The organism is Aggregatibacter sp. 2125159857 (assembly GCF_017798005.1).
GTDB lineage: Bacteria > Pseudomonadota > Gammaproteobacteria > Enterobacterales > Pasteurellaceae > Aggregatibacter.
Window position 1 is genome coordinate 994,823 of the sequence record NZ_CP072548.1, and the last position, 20,405, is coordinate 1,015,227.

Consider the following 20,405-nt stretch of genomic DNA (forward strand, 5'->3'; position numbering starts at 1 on the left):
AAAAATATGAGTAATGATTTCTTAGTATTAAAAAATGTCACGAAAGCCTTTGGCAAATCTGTGGTAATTGATGATTTGGATTTAACCATTAAACGCGGCACCATGGTGACGTTGCTTGGGCCATCCGGTTGCGGCAAAACAACCATTTTGCGTTTGGTTGCCGGTCTTGAAAATCCAACCTCCGGGCAAATTTTCATTGATGGTGAAGACGTAACAAAATCGTCCATTCAAAATCGCGATATTTGTATCGTGTTCCAATCTTATGCATTATTCCCGCACATGAGCATCGGTGACAACGTCGGTTACGGCTTACGCATGCAAAACGTCAGCAAGGAAGAGCGTAAACAGCGCGTTAAAGAAGCCTTGGAATTGGTGGATTTGGCCGGGTTTGAAGATCGTTATGTGGACCAAATCTCCGGTGGTCAACAACAACGTGTGGCGCTTGCTCGTGCGCTTGTTCTCAAGCCGAAAGTGTTACTGTTCGATGAACCGTTAAGTAACCTTGATGCTAACTTACGCCGTGCGATGCGGGAAAAAATCCGTGAATTACAACAAAGCCTTGGCATCACGTCTCTATACGTGACCCACGACCAAACAGAAGCCTTTGCCGTATCCGATGAAGTTATCGTGATGAATAAAGGGAAGATCATGCAAAAAGCACCGGCGAAAGATCTGTATCAACGCCCGAACTCGTTATTCCTGGCTAACTTCATGGGCGAATCCAGTATTTTCCCTGCAAAATTGCAAGGCAATACCGTGAACATTCATGGCTATGAACTTGCCTTAAATAATGCGGCGCAATTCAATTTACCGGACGGTGATTGTTTGGCAGGCGTTCGCCCGGAAGCCGTTTATCTTCATGAAACCGGCACAGAAGCGCAACGTTGCACGATTAAAAGTGCGGTGTACATGGGCAACCATTGGGAAGTTGTGGCGATATGGCATGGTCAAGATTTGTTGATTAATTGCCGTCCGGAACAGTTCAACCCGGCATCGCAAGAAGCCTATGTGCATCTTTCCGAGCAAGGCATTTTCTTGTTAAAAAATCAGTAAAAATTAAAAAATAATTGAAATTTTAACCGCACTTTGTATTCAAAAGAGTAAAGTGCGGTTATTATTTACGGCACTTTTAAATTTGACGTGATCAATTCGTCTAAACGTTTTTCATCTAAGTTTGAGAATAACATGAGTAAAAAAAGAAAAGTTACTTTAACCCTTGCTGCCATCCTTGTTGCACTGGGTGGGGGCGCACAGTTTTATACCAATCAGCAAGTGGAGCGGGTTTTGCAAAAATTCCCTTATTCTTTAGATAATCAGCTCAGCCTTCATGTCACCGAAACGGGAAATCATTTTTTTAGTCGAGACCTCACATTTAGCTTGGAAAATAGTGAGGGTAAGCGCACAGAGGTGATTTCAACCAAACTGACGGCGTTGCCTTTTTTTATTACGGCAGAATCTCAGCTTTCCGAACAGTTGGTGCGTCAATTAAATAAAAATCTTAATATCACGCTTGATAAAAACACCATTAACAGCAAATTTTCTCCGGTAGGCGATTATTTGCAATCGGATCTTGTTGCTGAATTTCGTGATTTTACGAACAAAACGCAAACCCTTTCTGTGCTATTTAACTTTGATCCAAGTAGCAAAAATATCAAGGTGAAATCCACGTTGAGTGGATTTAATTATGATAAAAACAGCAAATTAGAACAGCTGCAAGGGCACGCACAATTACAGCGGGTCGATGACAATGAATATGCTATTCGGCTGTTAGAACTGAATGCCAAGCAAGTTGGGGTGGATTTATTAAATGGTGAAAACACGAAAATTCAGTTAAAAAACGCTGCTTATCGTCTTGATGTCAAACCGCATCCCGAGACACAGCAACGAGATTTATTGACGCAATTGAACAGCGAAACCTTCCAAATTACCGATAAAGCACATAAAGCGGAGGAAAATCCAACGATTGTGCGTGGCTTATCACTGAATCTTGAGCAACAAGGCGTGCAAAGTGCGGTGGATTTTGCCAGTGAATTTAACGCATTGAACAAGCAGCCGAGTGTTAAAAATGCCGTGAATTTTGTCATTGGTGTGCTGACCCATAATGACCGTTTTAACGGTTCGCTGTCGGTGAAATCCATTGACGTGCCAAAAGATCAGCAACCTTATTTTTCTTTAAAGGACACTGCACTCCAGCTTGAATTAAATAATACAGATCTTGCCAAAGCCGGTATTACATTGCAATTAAAGGCAGCCGATATCAAACAAACACCGACAGAACCAACGAAACAATGGCAACTTAGCGGTGCGGATATTCGCTATCAACTGGATGACTATCCGTTACAAAATGAATTCGCGTTTATTCCGTTTTATTTAGAAGCGCTGGCGACCAAAACACCACCGAAAGAAGCGAGTCAAGCATTATCTGCCTTGAGAGATCAATGGGTGAAGTCCATGGAAGATAAGGCACATTGGGAGATGACGCTGAAGGCTTTTCGCTATGGTGATGTAGCGTTGGAGGCGTTGGCGGTAAACGGTGATGCGAAGGTGGAAAATCAACATTATTACGGGACATCGCACCTTTCATTAAAAACGTTAGCCTTGCCTGATTTGCAAGTGCAACTTGAGGGATTGCAGATAAATATGCCGATGGTGCTAAACAATTACCCTCAGTTAGCAATAACGCAATTCTGTATGGGAATGCATAGTCTCTTGTGTACTGCGTATTTTCCACCGGAAAGCTATAAGAAAATGTTCGATAATCTCTGGACTACGCTGGATCTGTCAACAGAGGGCACAACGGTAGCATTGAATCTCAATACCTATCCGACAACCAAAGCTTATCCTGTGAACCTTGCTCTTAAAGGGGCGGCATCTGTGCCACAAGAGAGTAAAAAGTCTGCTGGGTTGTTTAAGCAAAATCTTAAGGGAAAAATGACGTTTTCATTTGATAAGGCGCTACTAGATGATACACAGGAAGCCGCTTCAAAAATCAAAAAGAATTCGATGTTTTGGCAATCATGGCAGACGGAACTCAAACCCGAAGGTAAGCTGATACCCCTTTTCACTGAGCAAGATGGAAAATATGTCATGACCTTGGAAAAGGATAAGGAATGGCTTGTGAATGGTAAGACATTAGAGGCGATTCGTCAGGAACGTCTTGCTCAGGCGGAAGCCGAACGGAAAGCCGCGGCTGAACAGGAAGCACTTGAACAAGAAACGCTTCAGAAAGCTGAACAGCATGAAACGGAAACGCCTGCGGTGTTAGAGGCGAACGACAAGGCTGGTGATGAATCCTCCTGCGGTAGCGAAAGAAGCAACGAAAGATGCGGCGGCACCACAGGATTCCGGTAAACCGGAGGTAAAGGAACATTCCACGAATGAAAGTGCGGTTCAAGAAAATCCTGTTAAAGAGAATGTCGCTCAAAAATCAGAAAGCGTTGAAACCCATAAGGGAAAAGACATCAACAAGGAAAAAGCCGAAAAATCGACGACAACATCCCATTAAAAGAGACACTAAAAAAGGGCTTGATTCATATCAAGCCCTTTGTTTATCTCATATACGGAATAGGTATATTTAGCCTATCCAAGGATTCATTATGAACGTTTCATAATTTCAAAGAAGGCTTCGTTGGTTTTTGCCACAGCGAGTTTGTCGATAAGGAATTCCATCGCTTCCACTTCGCCCATTGGGTTAAGGATTTTGCGGAGGATCCACATTTTTTGCAACTCGTCAGGGGTAGTGAGCAAGTCTTCTTTACGGGTACCTGAACGGTTAAAGTCGATAGCCGGGAACACACGTTTTTCCGCGATTTTACGGGAAAGATGTAATTCCATGTTACCGGTACCTTTAAATTCTTCGAAGATGACTTCATCCATTTTGGAACCGGTATCTACTAATGCGGTGGCGATGATCGTTAAGCTACCGCCTTCTTCCACGTTACGTGCGGCCCCGAAGAAACGTTTTGGACGGTGTAATGCGTTAGCATCCACACCACCGGATAAAATCTTACCGGATGCCGGGGTCACGGTGTTATAAGCGCGCGCTAAACGGGTGATGGAGTCAAGTAAAATCACCACATCTTTTTTGTGTTCTACAGAACGTTTGGCTTTTTCGATCACCATTTCAGCCACTTGAACGTGACGGGTTGCCGGTTCATCGAAAGTAGAGGCAATGACTTCGCCTTTTACGGAGCGTTGCATTTCTGTAACTTCTTCCGGGCGCTCATCGATCAATAACACGATAAGTTCGACATCCGGGTAGTTGTGGGTAATGCTTTGTGCAATATTTTGCAACAACATGGTTTTACCCGCTTTCGGTGGCGCCACGATCAAACCACGTTGGCCTTTCCCGATAGGGGCGGCTAAATCTAAAATTCGGGCGGTTAAATCTTCGGTAGAGCCGTTGCCGCGTTCCATTCTTAAGCGGGAGTTGGCATGTAATGGCGTTAAGTTTTCGAAAAGGATTTTGCTGCGGGAGACTTCCGGTTTGTCGTCATTGACTTGGTCAACTTTAAGGAGGGCAAAGTAGCGTTCGCCTTCTTTCGGCGGTCGGATTTTCCCTTCGATTTTATCCCCGGTTTGCAAATTGAAACGACGAATTTGGCTTGGGCTGACGTAAATATCATCGGGACCGGCTAAATAGGAACTATCTGCTGAACGTAGGAAACCGAAACCGTCCGGCAAAATTTCTAAAACGCCACCACCGAAAATATCTTCTCCGCCTTTCGCGTGTTGTTTCAAAATGGCAAAAACAATGTCTTGTTTGCGTAAACGGGCTAAGTTTTCTAAACCCATTTGTCCTTCGCCAAGTCTCACAAGATCGGAAACCGGCATATTTTTAAGTTCTGTAAGATGCATAGTTAATTTGAGAGTTGTTTAGATTTGATATTTAGATATAAATAAAAAGAGGTGATTTTGAAATTGGTGCGTAAATTAGCATTAAATTACTAGCCTGTCTAGTTTTAAACGGTCTTTTTCCAATTTTATTGAGCGGAGAAAAATTGAAAGTGCGGTTCTTTTTAGCGGTGTTTTTTTGAGGGATATTTCGTATTTCACAGTAGCCATTAAATTAATTGTGCCGAATTTTTGGGGATTTTTCCCGTTCATGCTATGCTTAGCGCCAATTTTTTATGATTGAATTGATGATTATGCAAGAGAATTATTTAAGTTCGGCACGTTTTGCCGATTTACCGTTGCATCCTTTGGTACTGCAAGCATTAACGATGAATGGGTTTGAATTTTGTACGCCAATTCAGGCGTTGTCCTTGCCGGTAACATTGCAAGGAAAAGATGTGGCAGGGCAAGCCCAAACCGGCACGGGAAAAACAATCGCATTTTTGACCGCACTTTTTCACCATTTATTAACTCATCCAACCGAGACGGATAAGAATCAACCCCGTGCGTTGATTTTGGCACCAACCCGTGAATTGGCGGTGCAAATTGAACATGATGCGCAGATTTTCTTAAAAACAACGAAATTTAAGACCGCACTTGCTTATGGTGGGGATGGCTATGACAAGCAATTAAAAGCCATTGAAAACGGTGTGGATGTGCTTATTGGCACGACCGGGCGGGTAATTGATTATGTGAAACAAGGCATTATCCGTTTGGATTCCATTCAAATAGTGGTGTTAGATGAAGCGGATCGAATGTTTGATTTGGGATTTATTCGCGATATTCGTTATTTATTGCGCAAATGCCCGTCTCCGCAACAACGTCTGACGATGCTGTTTTCCGCTACGCTTTCCTATAAAGTGCGCGAGCTTGCCTTTGAAGATATGAATGACCCGGAATATGTGGAAATTACACCGGAGCAGAAAACCGGACAACAAATTAAAGAAGAACTGTTTTATCCATCTAATCAAGACAAAATCCCGTTGTTGTTGACCTTATTAGAAGAAGAATGGCCGGAACGCTGCATTATCTTCGCTAACACGAAACATCAATGTGAGGAAATTTGGGGCTATTTAGCCGCGGACGGACACCGTGTTGGTTTGTTGACCGGCGATGTGGCACAGAAAAAACGCCTTTCTTTGTTGAAACAATTTACTGACGGTGAGTTGGATATTTTAGTGGCGACTGATGTGGCAGCGCGTGGCTTGCACATTGCAGAGGTCACCCATGTTTTTAACTATGACTTGCCGGATGATCGGGAAGATTATGTTCATCGAATTGGGCGTACCGGCCGCGCAGGCGAAAGCGGGATTTCCATTAGCTTTGCATGTGAACAATACGCCATGAATCTCCCGGCGATTGAGGAATACATTGGGCACAGTATTCCGGTAAGTCAATATGATCCGAATGCATTGTTGCAGGATATTCCGAAGCCTTATCGGTTAAAACGGGAAGGTAATTTCAGTGCGCAGAATAATCAGCGTCGTAAACCGTTTCGCGCGAAACGCTAGTCAAAGGATTGGCGTTGATTTTATTCAATGCTAAAATTTGCCGTTTTTTGAATTGAGGAGAAAATATGTCGTTAGTCGAGTTTGTGGTGAATAAATTAGAGGATTTAAAAGCCACCGACATTTTACCGTTAAACGTAAAAGGGAAGTCATCCATCACCGATACCATGATTTTATGCACCGGCACCTCTTCCCGTCATGTCTCTTCCTTGGCGCAGAAATTAATCACTGAATGTAAACTTGCCGGCATCGATGTATTTGGTGATGAAGGCAAAGAAACGGCTGATTGGGTCGTTGTGGATTTAGGTGAAGCTATTGTACATATCATGCAGGCGGAAAGCCGTGAGATGTATCAATTAGAAAAACTTTGGGCATAAGGCATATTAAAACATATAAAGTGCGGTCGTTTTTTGCGTTGTTTTTTGAGGAGCTAAGGTGAAAATTCAGTTAATTGCCGTTGGAACCAAAATGCCTTCGTGGGTAACCACAGGCTTTGAGGAATACCAACGTCGTTTTCCGAAAGAGATGCCTTTTGAGCTGATTGAAATTCCTGCCGGTAAGCGGGGCAAAAACGCGGATATTAAACGGATTTTGGAACAGGAGGGCAAAGCCATGTTGGTGGCGGCCGGCAAGGGCAAAATCGTGACGCTGGATATTCCCGGCAAACCTTGGACCACCGAGCAACTTGCCCAACAATTAGAAAGTTGGAAAAATGATGGCCGCGATCTGTGTTTATTGATTGGTGGGCCGGAAGGACTTTCACCTGAATGTAAGGTGGCAGCTGAACAAAGTTGGTCATTATCGCCTTTAACCTTGCCACATCCGTTAGTGCGCGTGGTTGTCGCAGAGAGCTTATACCGTGCGTGGTCGTTAACCACCAATCATCCTTATCATCGAGAATAAATGAACTTAAAAAAATTATTGTCGCAACCACAATACGATCCGATTCGTGATAAAAAGGCCGAGCGCAATTTATTTGCTCGTCGCGCCTTGGTGTCATTTATCGGGGTGTTGGCGTTATCAGTAATTTTAATCTTAAATCTTTACGATTTGCAGGTGGTGAATTACGATAGCTATCAAACCCGTTCTAATGGCAATCGAATTAAATTGTTGCCGTTACCGCCGACACGTGGGTTGATTTATGATCGTAATGGGCAAATTTTAGCTGAAAATTTAACCTTTTTCGGATTGTATATTGTGCCGGAAAAAGTTGAAAATTTAGACCGCACTTTCGAGGAATTAAGAGCGTTGGTCGGCTTAACCGATACCGATATTGAGAATTTTAAAAAAGAACGTCAACGTTCTTCACGCTATACCCCGATTTTATTAAAGCCTAATTTGACGGAAGAGCAAATCGCGCGTTTTTCAGTAAACCAATACAATTTTCCAAGTTTGGATGTGAAACCTTATTTCAAACGGCACTATTTATACGGCGAGCCGTTAACGCACATTTTAGGGTATGTCTCTAAAATTAATGATCGTGATGTAGAGCGTTTAAAGAAAGAGGAAAAGTTGGCTAACTATGCCGGCACTCATGATTTAGGCAAGTTAGGCATTGAACGCTATTATGAGGAAGCATTACACGGCACCACCGGTTTTGAAGAAGTAGAAGTAAATAGCCGTGGCAAAGTGATTCGTAAATTACGTGAACAACCGGCTGTCGCCGGCAAGAGCATTCATCTGACGATTGATTTAAATTTGCAGCTTTATATTACCGATCTCTTGGCGGGGCAAAAAGGGGCGGTTGTGGTGATGGATCCGAAAGATAACAGCGTGTTAGCGATGGTTTCAGTACCAAGTTATGATAATAATTTGTTTGTAGATGGTATTTCCGGTGAAGATTATCGTCGTTTATTAAATGATCCGAATCGCCCCTTGTATAGTCGTGTGACCCAAGGTGCGTATCCGCCGGCATCTACGGTGAAACCGTTTATTGCGGTATCGGCGTTACAGGAGAATGTGATTACGCCGGAAATGACCATTTCTGACCCTGGTTACTGGGTGTTGCCGAATACCACAAAACGCTTCCGTGATTGGCGTCGTGGTGGGCATGGTATGACGGATTTGAATAAGGCAATTACCGAATCGTCGGATACCTATTTTTATCAAACCGCCTATAATTTAGGCATTGATCGTTTATCCGGTTGGATGAAACGGTTTGGTTTTGGTGTGCCAACCGGTATTGATATTCAAGAGGAAACCAGTGCAAATATGCCCACTCGAGAATGGAAACAGAAACGTTACAAAAAACCTTGGGTGCAAGGTGATACGATTTCTGTGGGAATCGGGCAAGGGTATTGGACGGCTACGCCACTTCAATTAGCGAAAGCCACCACTATATTAGTAAATAACGGTAAAGTCATGACACCTCATTTAATGAAACGTATTGAGGGAACAACGATTGAACCTTATCAAGATCCAAAATTATACGCTGATATTACCGAGCCTAAGCAATATTATTGGGATGTCGCAAAACGCGGTATGTATAACGTCGTGAACTCGGCGGCAGGTACCGGTCGTAAAGCTTTTGCCGGTGCGCCTTATCGGGTGGCAGGCAAATCCGGCACAGCACAAGTATTTAGTTTAAAAGAAAATCAAAGTTATAATGCCGGTGCGCTAAAAAAAGAATTACATGACCATGCGTGGTTTACTGCCTTTGCGCCCTATGACAAACCCAAAGTGGTGGTGTCCATTATTTTAGAAAATGCCGGAGGCGGTTCAAGTAATGCCGCACCGCTGGTGAGAAAAATTATGGATTATTATTTTAGACAGACAAGTGAACCGCTCATGGGCGAACCCACTGACTTTATGCCGGCAGGAGTATCAACAAATGAAAATGAATGAGCGTCAGGTTTGGCAGGAATTATGGCGTCGCCTGCACATTGATTTGTGGTTATTTATTGGTCTGGTCGTGATTACCGGTTACGGCATGCTGGTGTTATATAGCGCGTCCGGCGCGAATGAGGCGATGTTTCAGAGCCGTATTATTCAGGTTGTTTTAGGGTTTACGGTTATGCTCGTAATGGCACAGCTTTCGCCTAATTTTTATAAGCGCATTGCGCCTTATTTATTTGGGCTTGGAATTGCGATGCTCATTCTAGTGGATTTAATTGGGGCAACGAGTAAGGGCGCACAACGGTGGTTAGATTTAGGGATCGTGCGTTTTCAGCCGTCGGAGATTGTGAAGTTAGCGGTGCCATTAATGGTGGCAGTATATTTAGGGAATCGCCCACAACCGATTAAACTGAAAGAAACCTTTATTGCCTTAATCATTATTATTGTGCCGACCCTGCTGGTGGCAGTTCAGCCGGATTTAGGGACTTCCGTGTTGGTTAGCGGCTCAGGGTTATTTGTGATATTTTTGGCGGGGATGAGTTGGTGGCTGATTTTAGCCGCAATTATCGGGCTTGCCGGCTTTATCCCCATTATGTGGTTTTACTTAATGCACGATTATCAACGTGCCCGCGTATTAACCCTTTTTGATCCGGAAAAAGATTTATTAGGGGCGGGATACCACATTTGGCAGTCCAAAATTGCCATCGGTTCAGGTGGCTTATGGGGTAAAGGTTGGATGCAAGGCACGCAATCCCAATTAGAATTTTTACCGGAACCGCATACGGATTTCATTTTTGCTGTATTAAGTGAAGAATATGGCATGGTGGGCTTTTTAATTTTACTAGCGATTTACTTATTTATTATTGCGCGCGGTCTCATGATTGGTGTGAGTGCACAAAGTGCATTCGGACGCATTTTAGTTGGCGCATTAACGTTAATTTTCTTTGTTTACGTTTTTGTGAATATTGGTATGGTCAGTGGCATTTTACCGGTGGTAGGCGTGCCGTTGCCGTTGGTGAGTTATGGCGGCACCTCTTATGTGGCGATTATGGCAGGTTTCGGACTCATTATGTCGATTCATACTCACAAAGAACACTTTCTGAAGGGAACTCATTAAGTTTTCAGTTTTCTTAGTTAGATAACTCGACAGAAGGGGATAACTTCTATGAATATAAAACAAACTGTAACATACGTGCTTTTTTTGTTTCTGTTTTTGACCGCACTTTCTGTGCAAGCGGAAACCAAAAAATTATATGGGATACAAGGGCCGAGTTTAATCTATCGTCAGTTATCTAACTCGCCTAAAACCTATGAAGTCAATGGTGAAGTCTATGTAACGCATCCACCTGAATCTGCCAAGGAATATACGAAAAAAGGTATTGCAAGTTATTATCATCATAAATTTAATGGACGCCCGACTTCAACGGGGGAGCCTTATGATTCCACCCTATACACGGCAGCCCATAAGACACTTCCGCTCAATTCCTATGCGGTAGTGACTAATATGTATAACAAGCGGAAAGTCATTGTACGGATTAATGACAGAGGGCCGTTTGCTAAAGATCGCATTATTGATTTATCCCATGCGGCGGCAAAGGAAATTGGGATTGTGAATTATGGAATGGGGTTAGTTCAGATTGAAGCCCTTCACGTGCATACCAATGGCGATATTTCCGGACCGGGGAGTGCCACATTGGCAAAATCAGCAAAAAATGTGGAGGGCTTAAAACGGTTAAAACCCAATGCTAAAAATAATGCTTCCACCGATGGAAATCGTATTGCTAAAAAGGATAAGGCAGGGAATAAAAAAGAAAGTTATAAAATCAAGATGGTGAATATTCCCAGCAAAAAAGAGGCTGAAAAAATCATTAAGCAATTATCATCAAAAAATATTAAAGCGGAAATGATTGCGCAGGGTAAAAAATACAATGTTCACTTTGGCCCTTTTAAATCAAAAAACGAAATAGAAAAACTCAAAACACAATTGAGACAATGGAAACATTCCGAGCCTTTAATTGTGTATGCTTACAACAAATAATGACCTAATCTAGGATGTTTAATATTATGTTTCATCATATCGCGACAAAAACAAAAATCGCACTTCTTACCGGAATGCTCAGTGCCTCCATCATCGCAAATGCAAATGACGTAGCCTACGATGTAACTACGCCACAAATTAACGCACAAACCTATATTTTAATGGACTACAATTCCGGTGCGGTGTTAGCGGCATTGAATCCGGATCAAAGACAATATCCCGCCTCATTAACCAAAATGATGACTAGCTATGTCGTGGGGCAAGCATTAAAACAGGGAAAAATCCATAGCACAGATATGGTAACCATTGGGGAAAGCGCATGGGGGAAAAATTTCCCGGGCTCCTCAAAAATGTTCTTAAATTTAAACCAACAGGTTTCCGTAGCAGATCTGAATCGTGGGATTATTATCGTGTCAGGAAATGATGCTTGTGTTGCTATGGCAGAGCATATTTCCGGTAATACCACCAACTTTATTGAGAGCATGAACAAATATGTGCGTCAGTTTGGGCTAAAAAATACGAATTTTACGACAGTGCATGGCTTAGACGAAGAAGGGCAGTATTCTTCAGCACGTGATATGGCGATTATCGGTTTACATATTATTCATGATTTGCCGGAAGAATATAAAATTTATGCGGAAAAAGAATTTACCTTTAACAAAATTAAGCAACCAAACCGCAACGGTTTATTATGGGATAAAACTATTAATGTAGATGGGATGAAAACCGGTCATACAGATAAAGCCGGTTATAATCTGGTGGCTTCAGCGACAAACCCGAATAATATGCGCTTAATTTCTGTCGTGATGGGTGTGCCGACTTACAAAGGGCGAGAGGTGGAAAGCAAAAAATTATTACAATGGGGTTTTGCGAACTTTGAGACCTTTAAAACATTAGAAGCAGGCAAACCGATTTCTGAACAGCGTGTCTATTATGGTGATGAAAATAACGTGCAATTAGGTGTGTTGCAAGATGGATTTATTACCATCCCGAAAGGTAAAAATACCGAGTTGAAAGCTCGTTATGAGTTGGATAAAAAATATCTCGAAGCGCCACTTGCCAAAGGTCAAGTCGTCGGGAAAGTCGTTTACCAACTGGATGGAAAAGATGTTGCCAGTTTAAACTTGCAAGTGATGCAAGAAGTCAAAGAAGCGGGGATATTAGGCCGTGTTTGGGATTGGCTGGTCTTGACGATTAAAAGTTTATTTAGTTAGACTTAAAATCTTGGCAGAAACGACCGCATTTTTTGATTTTTTGATGTAATCAGCGGCGACGAAGTACGGTGAATTTTTTATTTATTTTAGGAAAAACAATGACTCACGATAAAACCGTTAATTTGACGGATCTTGCACATAATAAGAAACTCAAAGATTTACTTGAATTCCCTTGTGATTTTACATTTAAAGTTGTCGGTGCGGCACGCGCAGATTTGATTGATGATGTTGTGCAAACCGTGCATAAAACCATTAAGGGGGATTATACGCCAACCATGAAAGAAAGCGGCAAAGGTACGTATCATTCTGTTTCAATCAAGGTGCGTGCAGACAATATTGAACAGATTGAAACGCTTTACAAAACATTGGCAGAAATTAAAGGCGTTCGCATGGTGTTATAGCAAAATAGGCGGAATAAAATTCATTATTCCGCCTATTTTTATTATAGCCAGCCAAAGACTGGCTATAAAAACCATACGCTATGCGTATGGAGCCAAATAGCTTAAGCGATGAACAGAAAAAAATCCTCGCTATATAATGAACAAGGCTGACAACCAAAATTCAACATATAGGAGGGTTATTTACCCCTCGTAGCGTGCATCTTGATGCACGACCGAATCACGCACGGAACGTTATTTAACCCTTTCGGGCATTCACGATTTCGTGCAACAAGTTGCACGCTACAATTCACTAAAATAGAGATATGAAAATAGACATTTCCGAGTGAAAGGATTTTTTGTCAGCATCGTGGGCTTAAATGCAAAAGTTGTGGAGAACTATATAAAGAATCAAGAAAAAGAAGACATGGTTCAAGATAATTTATCAACGAAAGAACATATTGACCCCTTTAAGGGGTAAGTCAAGGAAGTCATTAGACACGGCTGTCAGTTTTCACAAGCCCCTTGAGGGGCTTGTGAAGTATAGGCCCTTATAGGGGAACCTAAAAACCGCACGTTTTACGTGCGGATTGTTATTTTGTATTTTTAAATGACCACGCATTCTTCAGATATGGAAAGGGCATTATTTTTTATGTTTTTCTAAAGAGCGGTGTAAAATTTTGACGTTTTTGCCTTTGTCTTGGAAATATCTTCCCAACTGTTCGGCAATATAAACGGAGCGATGTTTTCCGCCGGTGCATCCGATAGCAATGGTTAAATAACTGCGATTATTTTGTTCCAGCAAGGGCAACCAAGTTTCGATATAAGAGCGGGTTAGATAAATAAATTGGTGTACATCATTGTGTTTATTTAAAAATTCCGCTACCGGCTCATCTAATCCTGTCAGCGGTCGCAAAGCGTGGTTCCAGTGCGGATTAGGCAGAAAGCGCACATCAAATACATAATCCGCATCAAGTGGAATGCCGTATTTAAATCCGAAAGACTCCACCACGATTTTTAATTCTTTATCAGAATGCCCACGTAAAAATTCACGTAAGCGTTCCGCAAGCTCATGGGTGGATAACGCGCCCGTATCAATAATCAAGTTGGCTTGTTGAATCAAAGGGTCAAGCTGTTTCGCTTCTTCTTCAATGGCGGCTTCCAGAGAAAGATCATGGGTGGAAAGCGGATGTAAACGACGAGAATCGCTGTAGCGGCGGACTAAAGTGCTGTTATCGGCATCTAAGAAAATAATTTTAACATTGTGCTGTTGTTGCAGATCATTAATGGTCTTTTCCAACACTTGTGGGGACGCCGGTAAATTACGAATATCTAAACTAATCGCAGCGGCCGTTTGGCTAACTGACAGGATTTCAATTAATTTCGGCAGTAAATCCAATGGCAAATTATCCACGCAATAATAGCCCATATCTTCTAACGCTCTTAATGCGACGGATTTACCGCCACCCGACCGTCCGCTAATGATGATAATTTCCATGATGTTCCCCTTGATTTATTCAAATGGCACTTACTCTTCCGCGTTATCCGGCATTGAGATTAGCGTATCTTCCTCATCGGATTCTGACGGCTCATTTTCACATTGATCATAATGCAGAAAAATTTTCCAAATTTCATCCGCACTTTTTGCCGAACGCAGCTGTTTGCACAGTGATTTATCCATTAAATAGTCAGCCAATTTCGGCAGACACTGGGCATAATCGCCACACATATTTTCCGGAATCAATACCGCAAAAATTAAATCCACATCCCGTTTGTCGGCAGCATCATACTCAATGGGGGTTTCTAATTGAATAAATACACCAATGGGTTTTGTACCTTGTGGCAGACGGCCTTTCGGCATCGCAACGCCACCACCTAAACCGGAATTGCCTAATTTTTCACGATTAAATAAACAATCAAAACAATATTGTTCCCCATTTTCCATGGGTAATTGTTCTTCCACAATGCGCGCGATAGATTCAAACACACGTTTTTTGCTGGAAGAGATCATTCCCTGACGAAGGGTCTGAGGCGTTAATAATTCGGTAAATTTCATAAGCTATAGTTGGAAATCGGCACCTAAATACACGTCTTTTACCAATTTGTTATTCATAATTTCAGTAGGTGTGCCGGTGGCAATCATTTTACCGGAACTCACAATATAGGCGCGCTCACACACATCGAGCGTCTCCCGCACATTGTGATCGGTGATCAGCACACCTAAGCCGCGATCGCGTAAGTCTTTGATAATTTTCTTAATATCAATCACCGAAATAGGATCAACGCCGGCAAAAGGTTCATCTAATAAAATGAACTTCGGATTTGCTGCCAAGGCACGCGCAATTTCCACGCGACGACGTTCGCCGCCGGAGAGTGATTGCCCTAGATTGTCTCGAATATGACCAATGTTGAATTCATCAATCAACTCATCAGCACGTTCGCGACGTTGAAGTGCGGTCAGATCTTTGCGTATTTCTAATACGGCCATTAAATTTTCATACACACTCAAGCGGCGAAAAATAGAGGCTTCCTGTGGTAAATAACCTACGCCTTTTTGAGCGCGATTGTGCATTGGTAACAAACTGATGTCTTCTTCATCAATTCGAATTTTGCCTTGATCATGATTCACCAAGCCAACCACCATGTAGAACGTGGTTGTTTTTCCGGCGCCATTTGGCCCGAGTAAACCGACAATTTCACCGGAGTTGACGGTTAAACTTACATCAGAAACCACTTGGCGTTTTTTGTAGCTTTTCGCTAAATTTTCAGCAGACAGAATCGCCATGTTTCACCTTATTTCTTGCCTTTAGCATCATTTAATTGGTTTGGAATTAAGACAGTTTTTACACGAGAGCCGGAAGAACCGTTTGCTTTCAACTGTTGTTTTTTCACATCATAAGTAATGACATTGCCACTAATTTTACTATCTAATTGCTTTAATTCGGCGTTGCCGGTTAAGGTTAAAAATTCTGTACTCAAATCATAAAACACTTTATTGGCTTTACCGTCTACTGGTTTGCCATCATCCATCATTTGATGAAACGTAACAGGATTGCCAAAAGCTTCAACGGTATCTTTCTTATTGGCGTTTTCTTCCGGGCGGGTAATGATCACTTTATCCGCTTTGACAAGAATAGAACCCTGTGTAATCACCACGTTATCACTGAGGGTGACCACACGGCTGTTCATATCCAACGATTGGTTATCGGATACGATGTTAATCGGTTGATTGGTATCGTCTTTTAACGCGAATGCGGAGAAGGCGATTAAAGTTAATGTGGAAGCAAGGAAAAGTTTATTGCTTATTAATTTCATAATGTGTTTTTACCTGTTCTTTTAAATTAGCCACTTGTTGCTGCAAATTGCCCGTTAATTTCAAGCCGGTCGAACTAAAATTTTGTCCGTTGAGCGTAACCATTTTGTCCGAACGAATATCCTGCGTTGTTAAATTTACCACCGCACTTTCGGTTTCAATGCGCTGTAAACGGGAGAGGGGAGAGAGGCTTTGTGCCACCACATTGCCCTCTAAATACAACATATTATCTTTGGTTAATCTCGCTTTATCGGCACGGAGTTCCCAGCTTTCTTTTTCTGCGGTATTGGCATTGGGGACATTCAGCTCGAGTAATGTCACTTTAGGTTGTTGAAAGTCGGTATGCCCGTCAGCCGTGTAGTATTCCACTTGCAAAGAGGTGGCGAGGTATTGCTTTTTACCGCTAGGCGAATAAACGACAGTATCCATTTTTTGTCCGATATATTCCGGCCGATCTTCTGATTTAATGAGTTCAGTTAAATGGTTATCGTCTTGATGTAAACGATAAAACCAAGCTAATAACCCCAGCGCAATGACCGATAAAATAATATTCCAGCGAATATTCATAAGCCTATGTTAAGTCAGTCTAGTTAATAAGAAGGCGCAATCATAGCACAGTTTTGCGAAAAGCATGTAAAAGTGCGGTCTGATTTTATGATGTTTTTACATAGGGCACTGAGGTATCGGCAAGGAAAATCGATGGGGTAAATTCAGATAATTCTATTTGACATTCGGTGGAATTTCATAGAGTATCGCAGCTTATTTTAGTTAGGGGCGATTTTATAGCCTCTTATTATTTGCAACGAATGTGTTATGAACGAATCTTTAATTGAAGTTAAACATCTGACATTTAAGCGTGGCGATCGAATTATTTATAATGACCTTAATCTGAGGATTCCCAAGGGCAAAATTACTGCCATTATGGGGCCTTCCGGTATTGGTAAAACCACGTTATTAAAACTCATCGGTGGGCAGTTGTTGCCGACCGAGGGGGAAATTTTGTTTGATGGGCAAGATATTTGCAAACTGTCAAATCGTGAACTTTATGAAGTGCGCAAACGCATGGGAATGCTATTTCAATCGGGTGCATTGTTTACCGATATTTCTACTTTCGATAACGTGGCATTTGCGATTCGTGAGCATACGAATTTGCCACCGTCATTAATTCGTCAGATCGTGTTAATGAAACTGGAAGCGGTTGGCTTACGTGGTGCAGCCGATTTAATGCCCTCCGAACTTTCCGGTGGGATGGCTCGGCGTGCCGCCCTTGCCCGCGCGATAGCATTAGATCCGGATTTAATGATGTTCGATGAACCGTTCACCGGGCAGGATCCGATTAGTATGGGGGTGATTCTCAGCCTCATTAAACGGTTAAACGAAGCCTTAAATCTCACATCGATCGTGGTGTCGCACGATGTGCAAGAAGTGTTAAGCATTGCAGATTATGCTTATATTATCGCGGATAAACATGTTATCGCGGAAGGCACTTCCGAGCAGCTGCTGGCAAGCCAAGATCCTCAGGTGACTCAGTTCCTACAAGGTCAAGCAGACGGTCCGGTGCATTTTCATTACCCTGCACCGAATTATATTGAGGAGTTGTTTGAATGTTAGTGAATTTCATTTCAGCCCTCGGGCGCAATGTGATTAATTTTGTACGGGCGCTAGGTCGTGCCGGCTTTTTATTGTTCGGCGCATTAGTTGGGAAACCGCAAGTGACGAAGCATTTCCCACTTCTTATTAAGCAACTGCATGTTCTTGGCGTGCAATCTTTATTAATCATCATGCTTTCCGGTTTATTTATCGGCATGGTGCTTGGGTTACAAGGCTATGTGGTCTTAGTGGATTTCTCCGCAGAAACCAGCCTCGGGCAATTAGTCGCCTTATCCTTGTTGCGAGAATTAGGCCCGGTGGTGACCGCACTTTTATTTGCCGGTCGAGCCGGTTCTGCCCTAACGGCAGAAATTGGTTTAATGAAAGCCACCGAACAATTATCCAGCTTGGAAATGATGGCGGTCGATCCGTTGCGTCGGGTGATTGCACCGCGTTTTTGGGCAGGAATTATTGCCATGCCGCTTCTTTCCATGATTTTTATCGCCATTGGAATTTGGGGCGGTTCTTTAGTCGGGGTTGACTGGAAAGGTGTGGATGCCGGGAGTTTTTGGTCTGTTATGCAAAACGCAGTCACATGGGAACATGACATTCTAAACGGCACAATCAAAAGCGTCTTTTTTGCCATTGCTGTTGTATGGATTGCGTTATTTAACGGGTATGACTGTATGCCAACGTCCGAGGGTATTAGCAAAGCCACCACGAGAACGGTAGTTCATGCGTCATTAGTGGTATTGGGTTTAGACTTTGTGCTGACAGCGATGATGTTCGGTGCAAATTAATCTCTGTTTGTAAGGAAAGAGTATGCGACAAACAATTAAATATGAATTTTGGGTGGGTTTATTTTTGCTTTTAGGCATTGCCTCGCTTGTTTTTTTAGGCCTAAAAGTTGCCAACGTACAAGGCTTTAGTGAAACAAAATCTTACCAAGTCTATGCAACTTTCGATAATATTGGCGGACTAAAAGTGCGTGCGCCACTTAAAGTGGGCGGTGTCGTGGTTGGGCGCGTATCCAATATTGAATTGGATCCGAAAACGTATTTGCCGAAAGTAACGATTGCGATTAATCAAGAGTACAACAAGATTCCTGAAACCAGTTCGTTATCCATTAAAACCTCAGGATTATTGGGCGAACAGTACATTGCATTAAATGTCGGTTTTGACGACGGTGAAATTGCGATGCTGAAAGACGGCGACAAAATTGTTGATACCAAATCTGCCATGGTGCTGGAAGATCTTATCGGCCAGTTCTTATACGGTAATAAAGAAGATAAGAAAACGGAAGGCGAAGCAAATGACGCCGCCGAAAGTCACTAATTTACACAACCTACAGGAGAAGGATGTATGTTAAAACTGAATGTAAAACGCTGGTTAGCAAAAACGTTGGTTATTTTCACCGCACTTTTTGCCGTGCAACAAGTGATGGCGGAAGATACGCCCTATGATTTAACGCAAAAAGTATCCAATAAACTTTTTAGCGATATTAAAGCGAACCAAAGTAAAATTAAACAAGATCCGAATTACCTCAGAACAATTGTACGCCAAGATTTAATGCCGTATGTTCATGTGAAGTATGCCGGCTCTAAAATTTTAGGACAAAACTATAAAACCGTAACCCAAGAAGAGCGGGATCGTTACTTTGCCGTTTTAGATAAATACATCGAGCAGGTTTATGCACAAGTGTTAACCATGTATAGCGATCAAAGTATTCAAATCGGCAAAATGAAGGAAGAATCTGCAAGCCTTGCGACCGTGAACGTTAAAGTGGCGCAACCGAATAATCAACCGCCTTTAAACGTGGATTTCTATTGGTATAAAAACAGTAAAACCGGTCAATGGCAGGTGTATGACATGACAGCCGGTGGCGCAAGCATGGTGAATACCAAACAGCAAGAATGGAGCCCAATCATTCGTAAACAAGGGCTCGATGCATTGACTGCACAGCTACAAAAATCAGCGGATACACCAATTACGTTGAGCAAATAATCCATGCAAGAGACACAAAGTTTACATTGGGAATCACAGGTAAATGATGGTAAAATGACGCTCCAATTATCAGGAGAGTTATCTCGTAACACGTTGTTGCCACTTTGGCAGCAACGTGCTTCTTTTTTATTGGAAGGGCAGTTAGACGGGCAAATGATTGTTTGGGATTTAAGCCAAATTACCCGTATTGACTCCGCCGGTTTTGCATTACTCTGTGACTTTTTACAACATAGCCAAACCTTGTTAACAAAAGCGCAGAGACAAATTCTGCAAAATCCACCATCACAATTACTAACATTAGCTGATCTTTTCGGATTATCCGATTGGATTGCACAATTTATCCCGCAAAATGGAAATCGTTAATGGAAACGCAAGAAATTGAACGAATTTTAAAAGAAGCACTTCAGCTTGATGAAGTTTATGTCCAAGGTGAAAATGCCCATTATGGCGTGATCGCAGTCAGCGATCAGTTTGCCGGGTTATCTAAAGTTAAACAGCAGCAAATGATTTATGCGCCATTGTTAGGGCATATTTCCAGCAATGAAATCCACGCACTTTCCATTCGCACTTATACCGTTGAAAAATGGAAACGCGAACGTTTACTTAATCCACCGGCTTAATTCCTACAGGGTA

Annotated in this window: 23 protein-coding genes and 1 pseudogene; 18 read left to right on the plus strand and 6 right to left on the minus strand. The window is 42.3% G+C overall.

Features of this window, described 5'->3' with window-relative positions; translation table 11 throughout:
• The first annotated feature begins 6 nt into the window (after positions 1–6).
• From fbpC to J5X96_RS04990, 3 genes are all read left to right on the plus strand, one after another.
• Positions 7–1,053 carry a ferric ABC transporter ATP-binding protein gene (gene fbpC / locus J5X96_RS04980; protein ID WP_209364694.1) on the plus strand — a complete coding sequence of 349 codons (1,047 nt, stop codon included), beginning with the start codon at positions 7–9 and terminating at the stop codon, positions 1,051–1,053.
• Between the two features lie 132 nt (positions 1,054–1,185).
• The gene (locus J5X96_RS04985; protein ID WP_209364697.1) at positions 1,186–3,351 is read left to right on the plus strand and encodes a hypothetical protein; all 2,166 of its coding nucleotides are present in this window, start codon (positions 1,186–1,188) and stop codon (positions 3,349–3,351) included.
• Complete coding sequence (locus J5X96_RS04990; protein WP_209364700.1) at positions 3,287–3,505, plus strand: hypothetical protein; 219 nt, start codon at positions 3,287–3,289, stop codon at positions 3,503–3,505. Before J5X96_RS04985 ends, J5X96_RS04990 begins: the two co-directional genes overlap by 65 nt.
• Positions 3,506–3,594: 89 nt before the next feature.
• Here J5X96_RS04990 and rho read toward each other — a convergent pair whose 3' ends face one another.
• On the minus strand, positions 3,595–4,857 hold the full coding sequence (gene rho / locus J5X96_RS04995) for a transcription termination factor Rho (protein WP_021616385.1): 1,263 nt from the start codon (positions 4,855–4,857) through the stop codon (positions 3,595–3,597).
• A 290-nt stretch (positions 4,858–5,147) separates the two neighbouring features.
• Between rho and rhlB the strand changes: the two genes are divergently transcribed.
• The 9 genes and pseudogenes from rhlB to J5X96_RS09740 form a co-directional block, all read left to right on the plus strand.
• Positions 5,148–6,404, plus strand: coding sequence for an ATP-dependent RNA helicase RhlB (gene rhlB / locus J5X96_RS05000; protein ID WP_209361982.1), 1,257 nt, complete (start codon positions 5,148–5,150; stop codon positions 6,402–6,404).
• 65 nt (positions 6,405–6,469) lie between these two features.
• Positions 6,470–6,778, plus strand: a complete 309-nt coding sequence (gene rsfS / locus J5X96_RS05005) for a ribosome silencing factor (protein WP_021616387.1) — start codon at positions 6,470–6,472, stop codon at positions 6,776–6,778.
• Between the two features lie 58 nt (positions 6,779–6,836).
• Positions 6,837–7,304 carry a 23S rRNA (pseudouridine(1915)-N(3))-methyltransferase RlmH gene (gene rlmH / locus J5X96_RS05010; RefSeq protein ID WP_209361983.1) on the plus strand — a complete coding sequence of 156 codons (468 nt, stop codon included), beginning with the start codon at positions 6,837–6,839 and terminating at the stop codon, positions 7,302–7,304.
• Positions 7,305–9,245, plus strand: a complete 1,941-nt coding sequence (mrdA, locus tag J5X96_RS05015; protein WP_245193439.1) for a penicillin-binding protein 2 — start codon at positions 7,305–7,307, stop codon at positions 9,243–9,245.
• Positions 9,232–10,353 (plus strand): rod shape-determining protein RodA, encoded by a 1,122-nt coding sequence (gene rodA, locus J5X96_RS05020; RefSeq protein WP_021616390.1) that lies wholly within the window; start codon positions 9,232–9,234, stop codon positions 10,351–10,353. The genes mrdA and rodA overlap by 14 nt, the downstream gene beginning before the upstream one ends.
• Positions 10,354–10,401: 48 nt before the next feature.
• A complete protein-coding gene (locus tag J5X96_RS05025) occupies positions 10,402–11,274 on the plus strand; it encodes a septal ring lytic transglycosylase RlpA family protein (protein WP_209361985.1) in 873 nt (290 codons plus the stop codon).
• Positions 11,275–11,300: 26 nt separating this feature from the next.
• Complete coding sequence (locus tag J5X96_RS05030; protein WP_209361987.1) at positions 11,301–12,488, plus strand: serine hydrolase; 1,188 nt, start codon at positions 11,301–11,303, stop codon at positions 12,486–12,488.
• Between the two features lie 98 nt (positions 12,489–12,586).
• Positions 12,587–12,889 (plus strand): DUF493 family protein YbeD, encoded by a 303-nt coding sequence (ybeD, locus tag J5X96_RS05035; protein ID WP_021616393.1) that lies wholly within the window; start codon positions 12,587–12,589, stop codon positions 12,887–12,889.
• Positions 12,890–13,187: 298 nt separating this feature from the next.
• Positions 13,188–13,346, plus strand: a pseudogene (locus J5X96_RS09740) (IS200/IS605 family transposase); the annotation flags it as partial.
• Between the two features lie 162 nt (positions 13,347–13,508).
• Here the strand turns inward: J5X96_RS09740 and rapZ are convergent.
• Genes rapZ through lptC form a run of 5 tightly spaced genes read right to left on the minus strand, consistent with a single transcriptional unit; the run spans position 13,509 to position 16,745 of the window.
• Positions 13,509–14,363: an RNase adapter RapZ gene (gene rapZ / locus J5X96_RS05040; RefSeq protein ID WP_209361989.1), complete on the minus strand. Its 855-nt coding sequence runs from the start codon at positions 14,361–14,363 to the stop codon at positions 13,509–13,511.
• Between the two features lie 30 nt (positions 14,364–14,393).
• A complete protein-coding gene (gene ptsN / locus J5X96_RS05045; RefSeq protein ID WP_209361990.1) occupies positions 14,394–14,921 on the minus strand; it encodes a PTS IIA-like nitrogen regulatory protein PtsN in 528 nt (175 codons plus the stop codon).
• 3 nt (positions 14,922–14,924) lie between these two features.
• The gene (lptB, locus tag J5X96_RS05050) at positions 14,925–15,650 is read right to left on the minus strand and encodes an LPS export ABC transporter ATP-binding protein (RefSeq protein WP_021616396.1); all 726 of its coding nucleotides are present in this window, start codon (positions 15,648–15,650) and stop codon (positions 14,925–14,927) included.
• 8 nt (positions 15,651–15,658) lie between these two features.
• Positions 15,659–16,180, minus strand: a complete 522-nt coding sequence (gene lptA, locus J5X96_RS05055; RefSeq protein WP_209361992.1) for a lipopolysaccharide transport periplasmic protein LptA — start codon at positions 16,178–16,180, stop codon at positions 15,659–15,661.
• The gene (gene lptC, locus J5X96_RS05060; protein ID WP_209361994.1) at positions 16,161–16,745 is read right to left on the minus strand and encodes an LPS export ABC transporter periplasmic protein LptC; all 585 of its coding nucleotides are present in this window, start codon (positions 16,743–16,745) and stop codon (positions 16,161–16,163) included. Before lptC ends, lptA begins: the two co-directional genes overlap by 20 nt.
• 246 nt (positions 16,746–16,991) lie before the next feature.
• On the opposite strand from lptC, the gene mlaF reads away from it, so the two are divergent.
• The 6 genes from mlaF to J5X96_RS05090 are packed head-to-tail and all read left to right on the plus strand — an operon-like array spanning position 16,992 to position 20,392.
• Positions 16,992–17,789, plus strand: coding sequence for a phospholipid ABC transporter ATP-binding protein MlaF (mlaF, locus tag J5X96_RS05065; RefSeq protein ID WP_209361996.1), 798 nt, complete (start codon positions 16,992–16,994; stop codon positions 17,787–17,789).
• Positions 17,783–18,568: a lipid asymmetry maintenance ABC transporter permease subunit MlaE gene (gene mlaE, locus J5X96_RS05070; RefSeq protein ID WP_021616400.1), complete on the plus strand. Its 786-nt coding sequence runs from the start codon at positions 17,783–17,785 to the stop codon at positions 18,566–18,568. The genes mlaF and mlaE overlap by 7 nt, the downstream gene beginning before the upstream one ends.
• 22 nt (positions 18,569–18,590) lie before the next feature.
• A complete protein-coding gene (mlaD, locus tag J5X96_RS05075; RefSeq protein WP_021616401.1) occupies positions 18,591–19,103 on the plus strand; it encodes an outer membrane lipid asymmetry maintenance protein MlaD in 513 nt (170 codons plus the stop codon).
• Between the two features lie 27 nt (positions 19,104–19,130).
• Positions 19,131–19,772 (plus strand): phospholipid-binding protein MlaC, encoded by a 642-nt coding sequence (mlaC, locus tag J5X96_RS05080; RefSeq protein ID WP_209361998.1) that lies wholly within the window; start codon positions 19,131–19,133, stop codon positions 19,770–19,772.
• 3 nt (positions 19,773–19,775) lie between these two features.
• Positions 19,776–20,135 carry a lipid asymmetry maintenance protein MlaB gene (locus tag J5X96_RS05085; protein ID WP_209362000.1) on the plus strand — a complete coding sequence of 120 codons (360 nt, stop codon included), beginning with the start codon at positions 19,776–19,778 and terminating at the stop codon, positions 20,133–20,135.
• Positions 20,135–20,392 carry a BolA family protein gene (locus tag J5X96_RS05090; RefSeq protein ID WP_021616404.1) on the plus strand — a complete coding sequence of 86 codons (258 nt, stop codon included), beginning with the start codon at positions 20,135–20,137 and terminating at the stop codon, positions 20,390–20,392. Before J5X96_RS05085 ends, J5X96_RS05090 begins: the two co-directional genes overlap by 1 nt.
• Positions 20,393–20,405 lie beyond the last annotated feature (13 nt).

Bases quoted from the DNA above. Each gene is read 5' to 3' on its own strand.
- mrdA (WP_245193439.1), top strand. From the start codon at position 7,305: ATGAACTTAAAAAAATTATTGTCGCAACCACAATACGATCCGATTCGT.
- rho (WP_021616385.1), bottom strand. From the start codon at position 4,857: ATGCATCTTACAGAACTTAAAAATATGCCGGTTTCCGATCTTGTGAGA.
- rodA (WP_021616390.1), top strand. From the start codon at position 9,232: ATGAAAATGAATGAGCGTCAGGTTTGGCAGGAATTATGGCGTCGCCTG.
- rapZ (WP_209361989.1), bottom strand. From the start codon at position 14,363: ATGGAAATTATCATCATTAGCGGACGGTCGGGTGGCGGTAAATCCGTC.
- mlaF (WP_209361996.1), top strand. From the start codon at position 16,992: ATGAACGAATCTTTAATTGAAGTTAAACATCTGACATTTAAGCGTGGC.
- mlaC (WP_209361998.1), top strand. From the start codon at position 19,131: ATGTTAAAACTGAATGTAAAACGCTGGTTAGCAAAAACGTTGGTTATT.
- J5X96_RS05025 (WP_209361985.1), top strand. From the start codon at position 10,402: ATGAATATAAAACAAACTGTAACATACGTGCTTTTTTTGTTTCTGTTT.
- J5X96_RS05085 (WP_209362000.1), top strand. From the start codon at position 19,776: ATGCAAGAGACACAAAGTTTACATTGGGAATCACAGGTAAATGATGGT.
- J5X96_RS04990 (WP_209364700.1), top strand. From the start codon at position 3,287: ATGAATCCTCCTGCGGTAGCGAAAGAAGCAACGAAAGATGCGGCGGCA.
- fbpC (WP_209364694.1), top strand. From the start codon at position 7: ATGAGTAATGATTTCTTAGTATTAAAAAATGTCACGAAAGCCTTTGGC.
- rsfS (WP_021616387.1), top strand. From the start codon at position 6,470: ATGTCGTTAGTCGAGTTTGTGGTGAATAAATTAGAGGATTTAAAAGCC.
- rhlB (WP_209361982.1), top strand. From the start codon at position 5,148: ATGCAAGAGAATTATTTAAGTTCGGCACGTTTTGCCGATTTACCGTTG.
- J5X96_RS05030 (WP_209361987.1), top strand. From the start codon at position 11,301: ATGTTTCATCATATCGCGACAAAAACAAAAATCGCACTTCTTACCGGA.
- J5X96_RS05090 (WP_021616404.1), top strand. From the start codon at position 20,135: ATGGAAACGCAAGAAATTGAACGAATTTTAAAAGAAGCACTTCAGCTT.
- mlaE (WP_021616400.1), top strand. From the start codon at position 17,783: ATGTTAGTGAATTTCATTTCAGCCCTCGGGCGCAATGTGATTAATTTT.
- lptB (WP_021616396.1), bottom strand. From the start codon at position 15,650: ATGGCGATTCTGTCTGCTGAAAATTTAGCGAAAAGCTACAAAAAACGC.
- ptsN (WP_209361990.1), bottom strand. From the start codon at position 14,921: ATGAAATTTACCGAATTATTAACGCCTCAGACCCTTCGTCAGGGAATG.
- lptC (WP_209361994.1), bottom strand. From the start codon at position 16,745: ATGAATATTCGCTGGAATATTATTTTATCGGTCATTGCGCTGGGGTTA.
- J5X96_RS04985 (WP_209364697.1), top strand. From the start codon at position 1,186: ATGAGTAAAAAAAGAAAAGTTACTTTAACCCTTGCTGCCATCCTTGTT.
- ybeD (WP_021616393.1), top strand. From the start codon at position 12,587: ATGACTCACGATAAAACCGTTAATTTGACGGATCTTGCACATAATAAG.
- mlaD (WP_021616401.1), top strand. From the start codon at position 18,591: ATGCGACAAACAATTAAATATGAATTTTGGGTGGGTTTATTTTTGCTT.
- lptA (WP_209361992.1), bottom strand. From the start codon at position 16,180: ATGAAATTAATAAGCAATAAACTTTTCCTTGCTTCCACATTAACTTTA.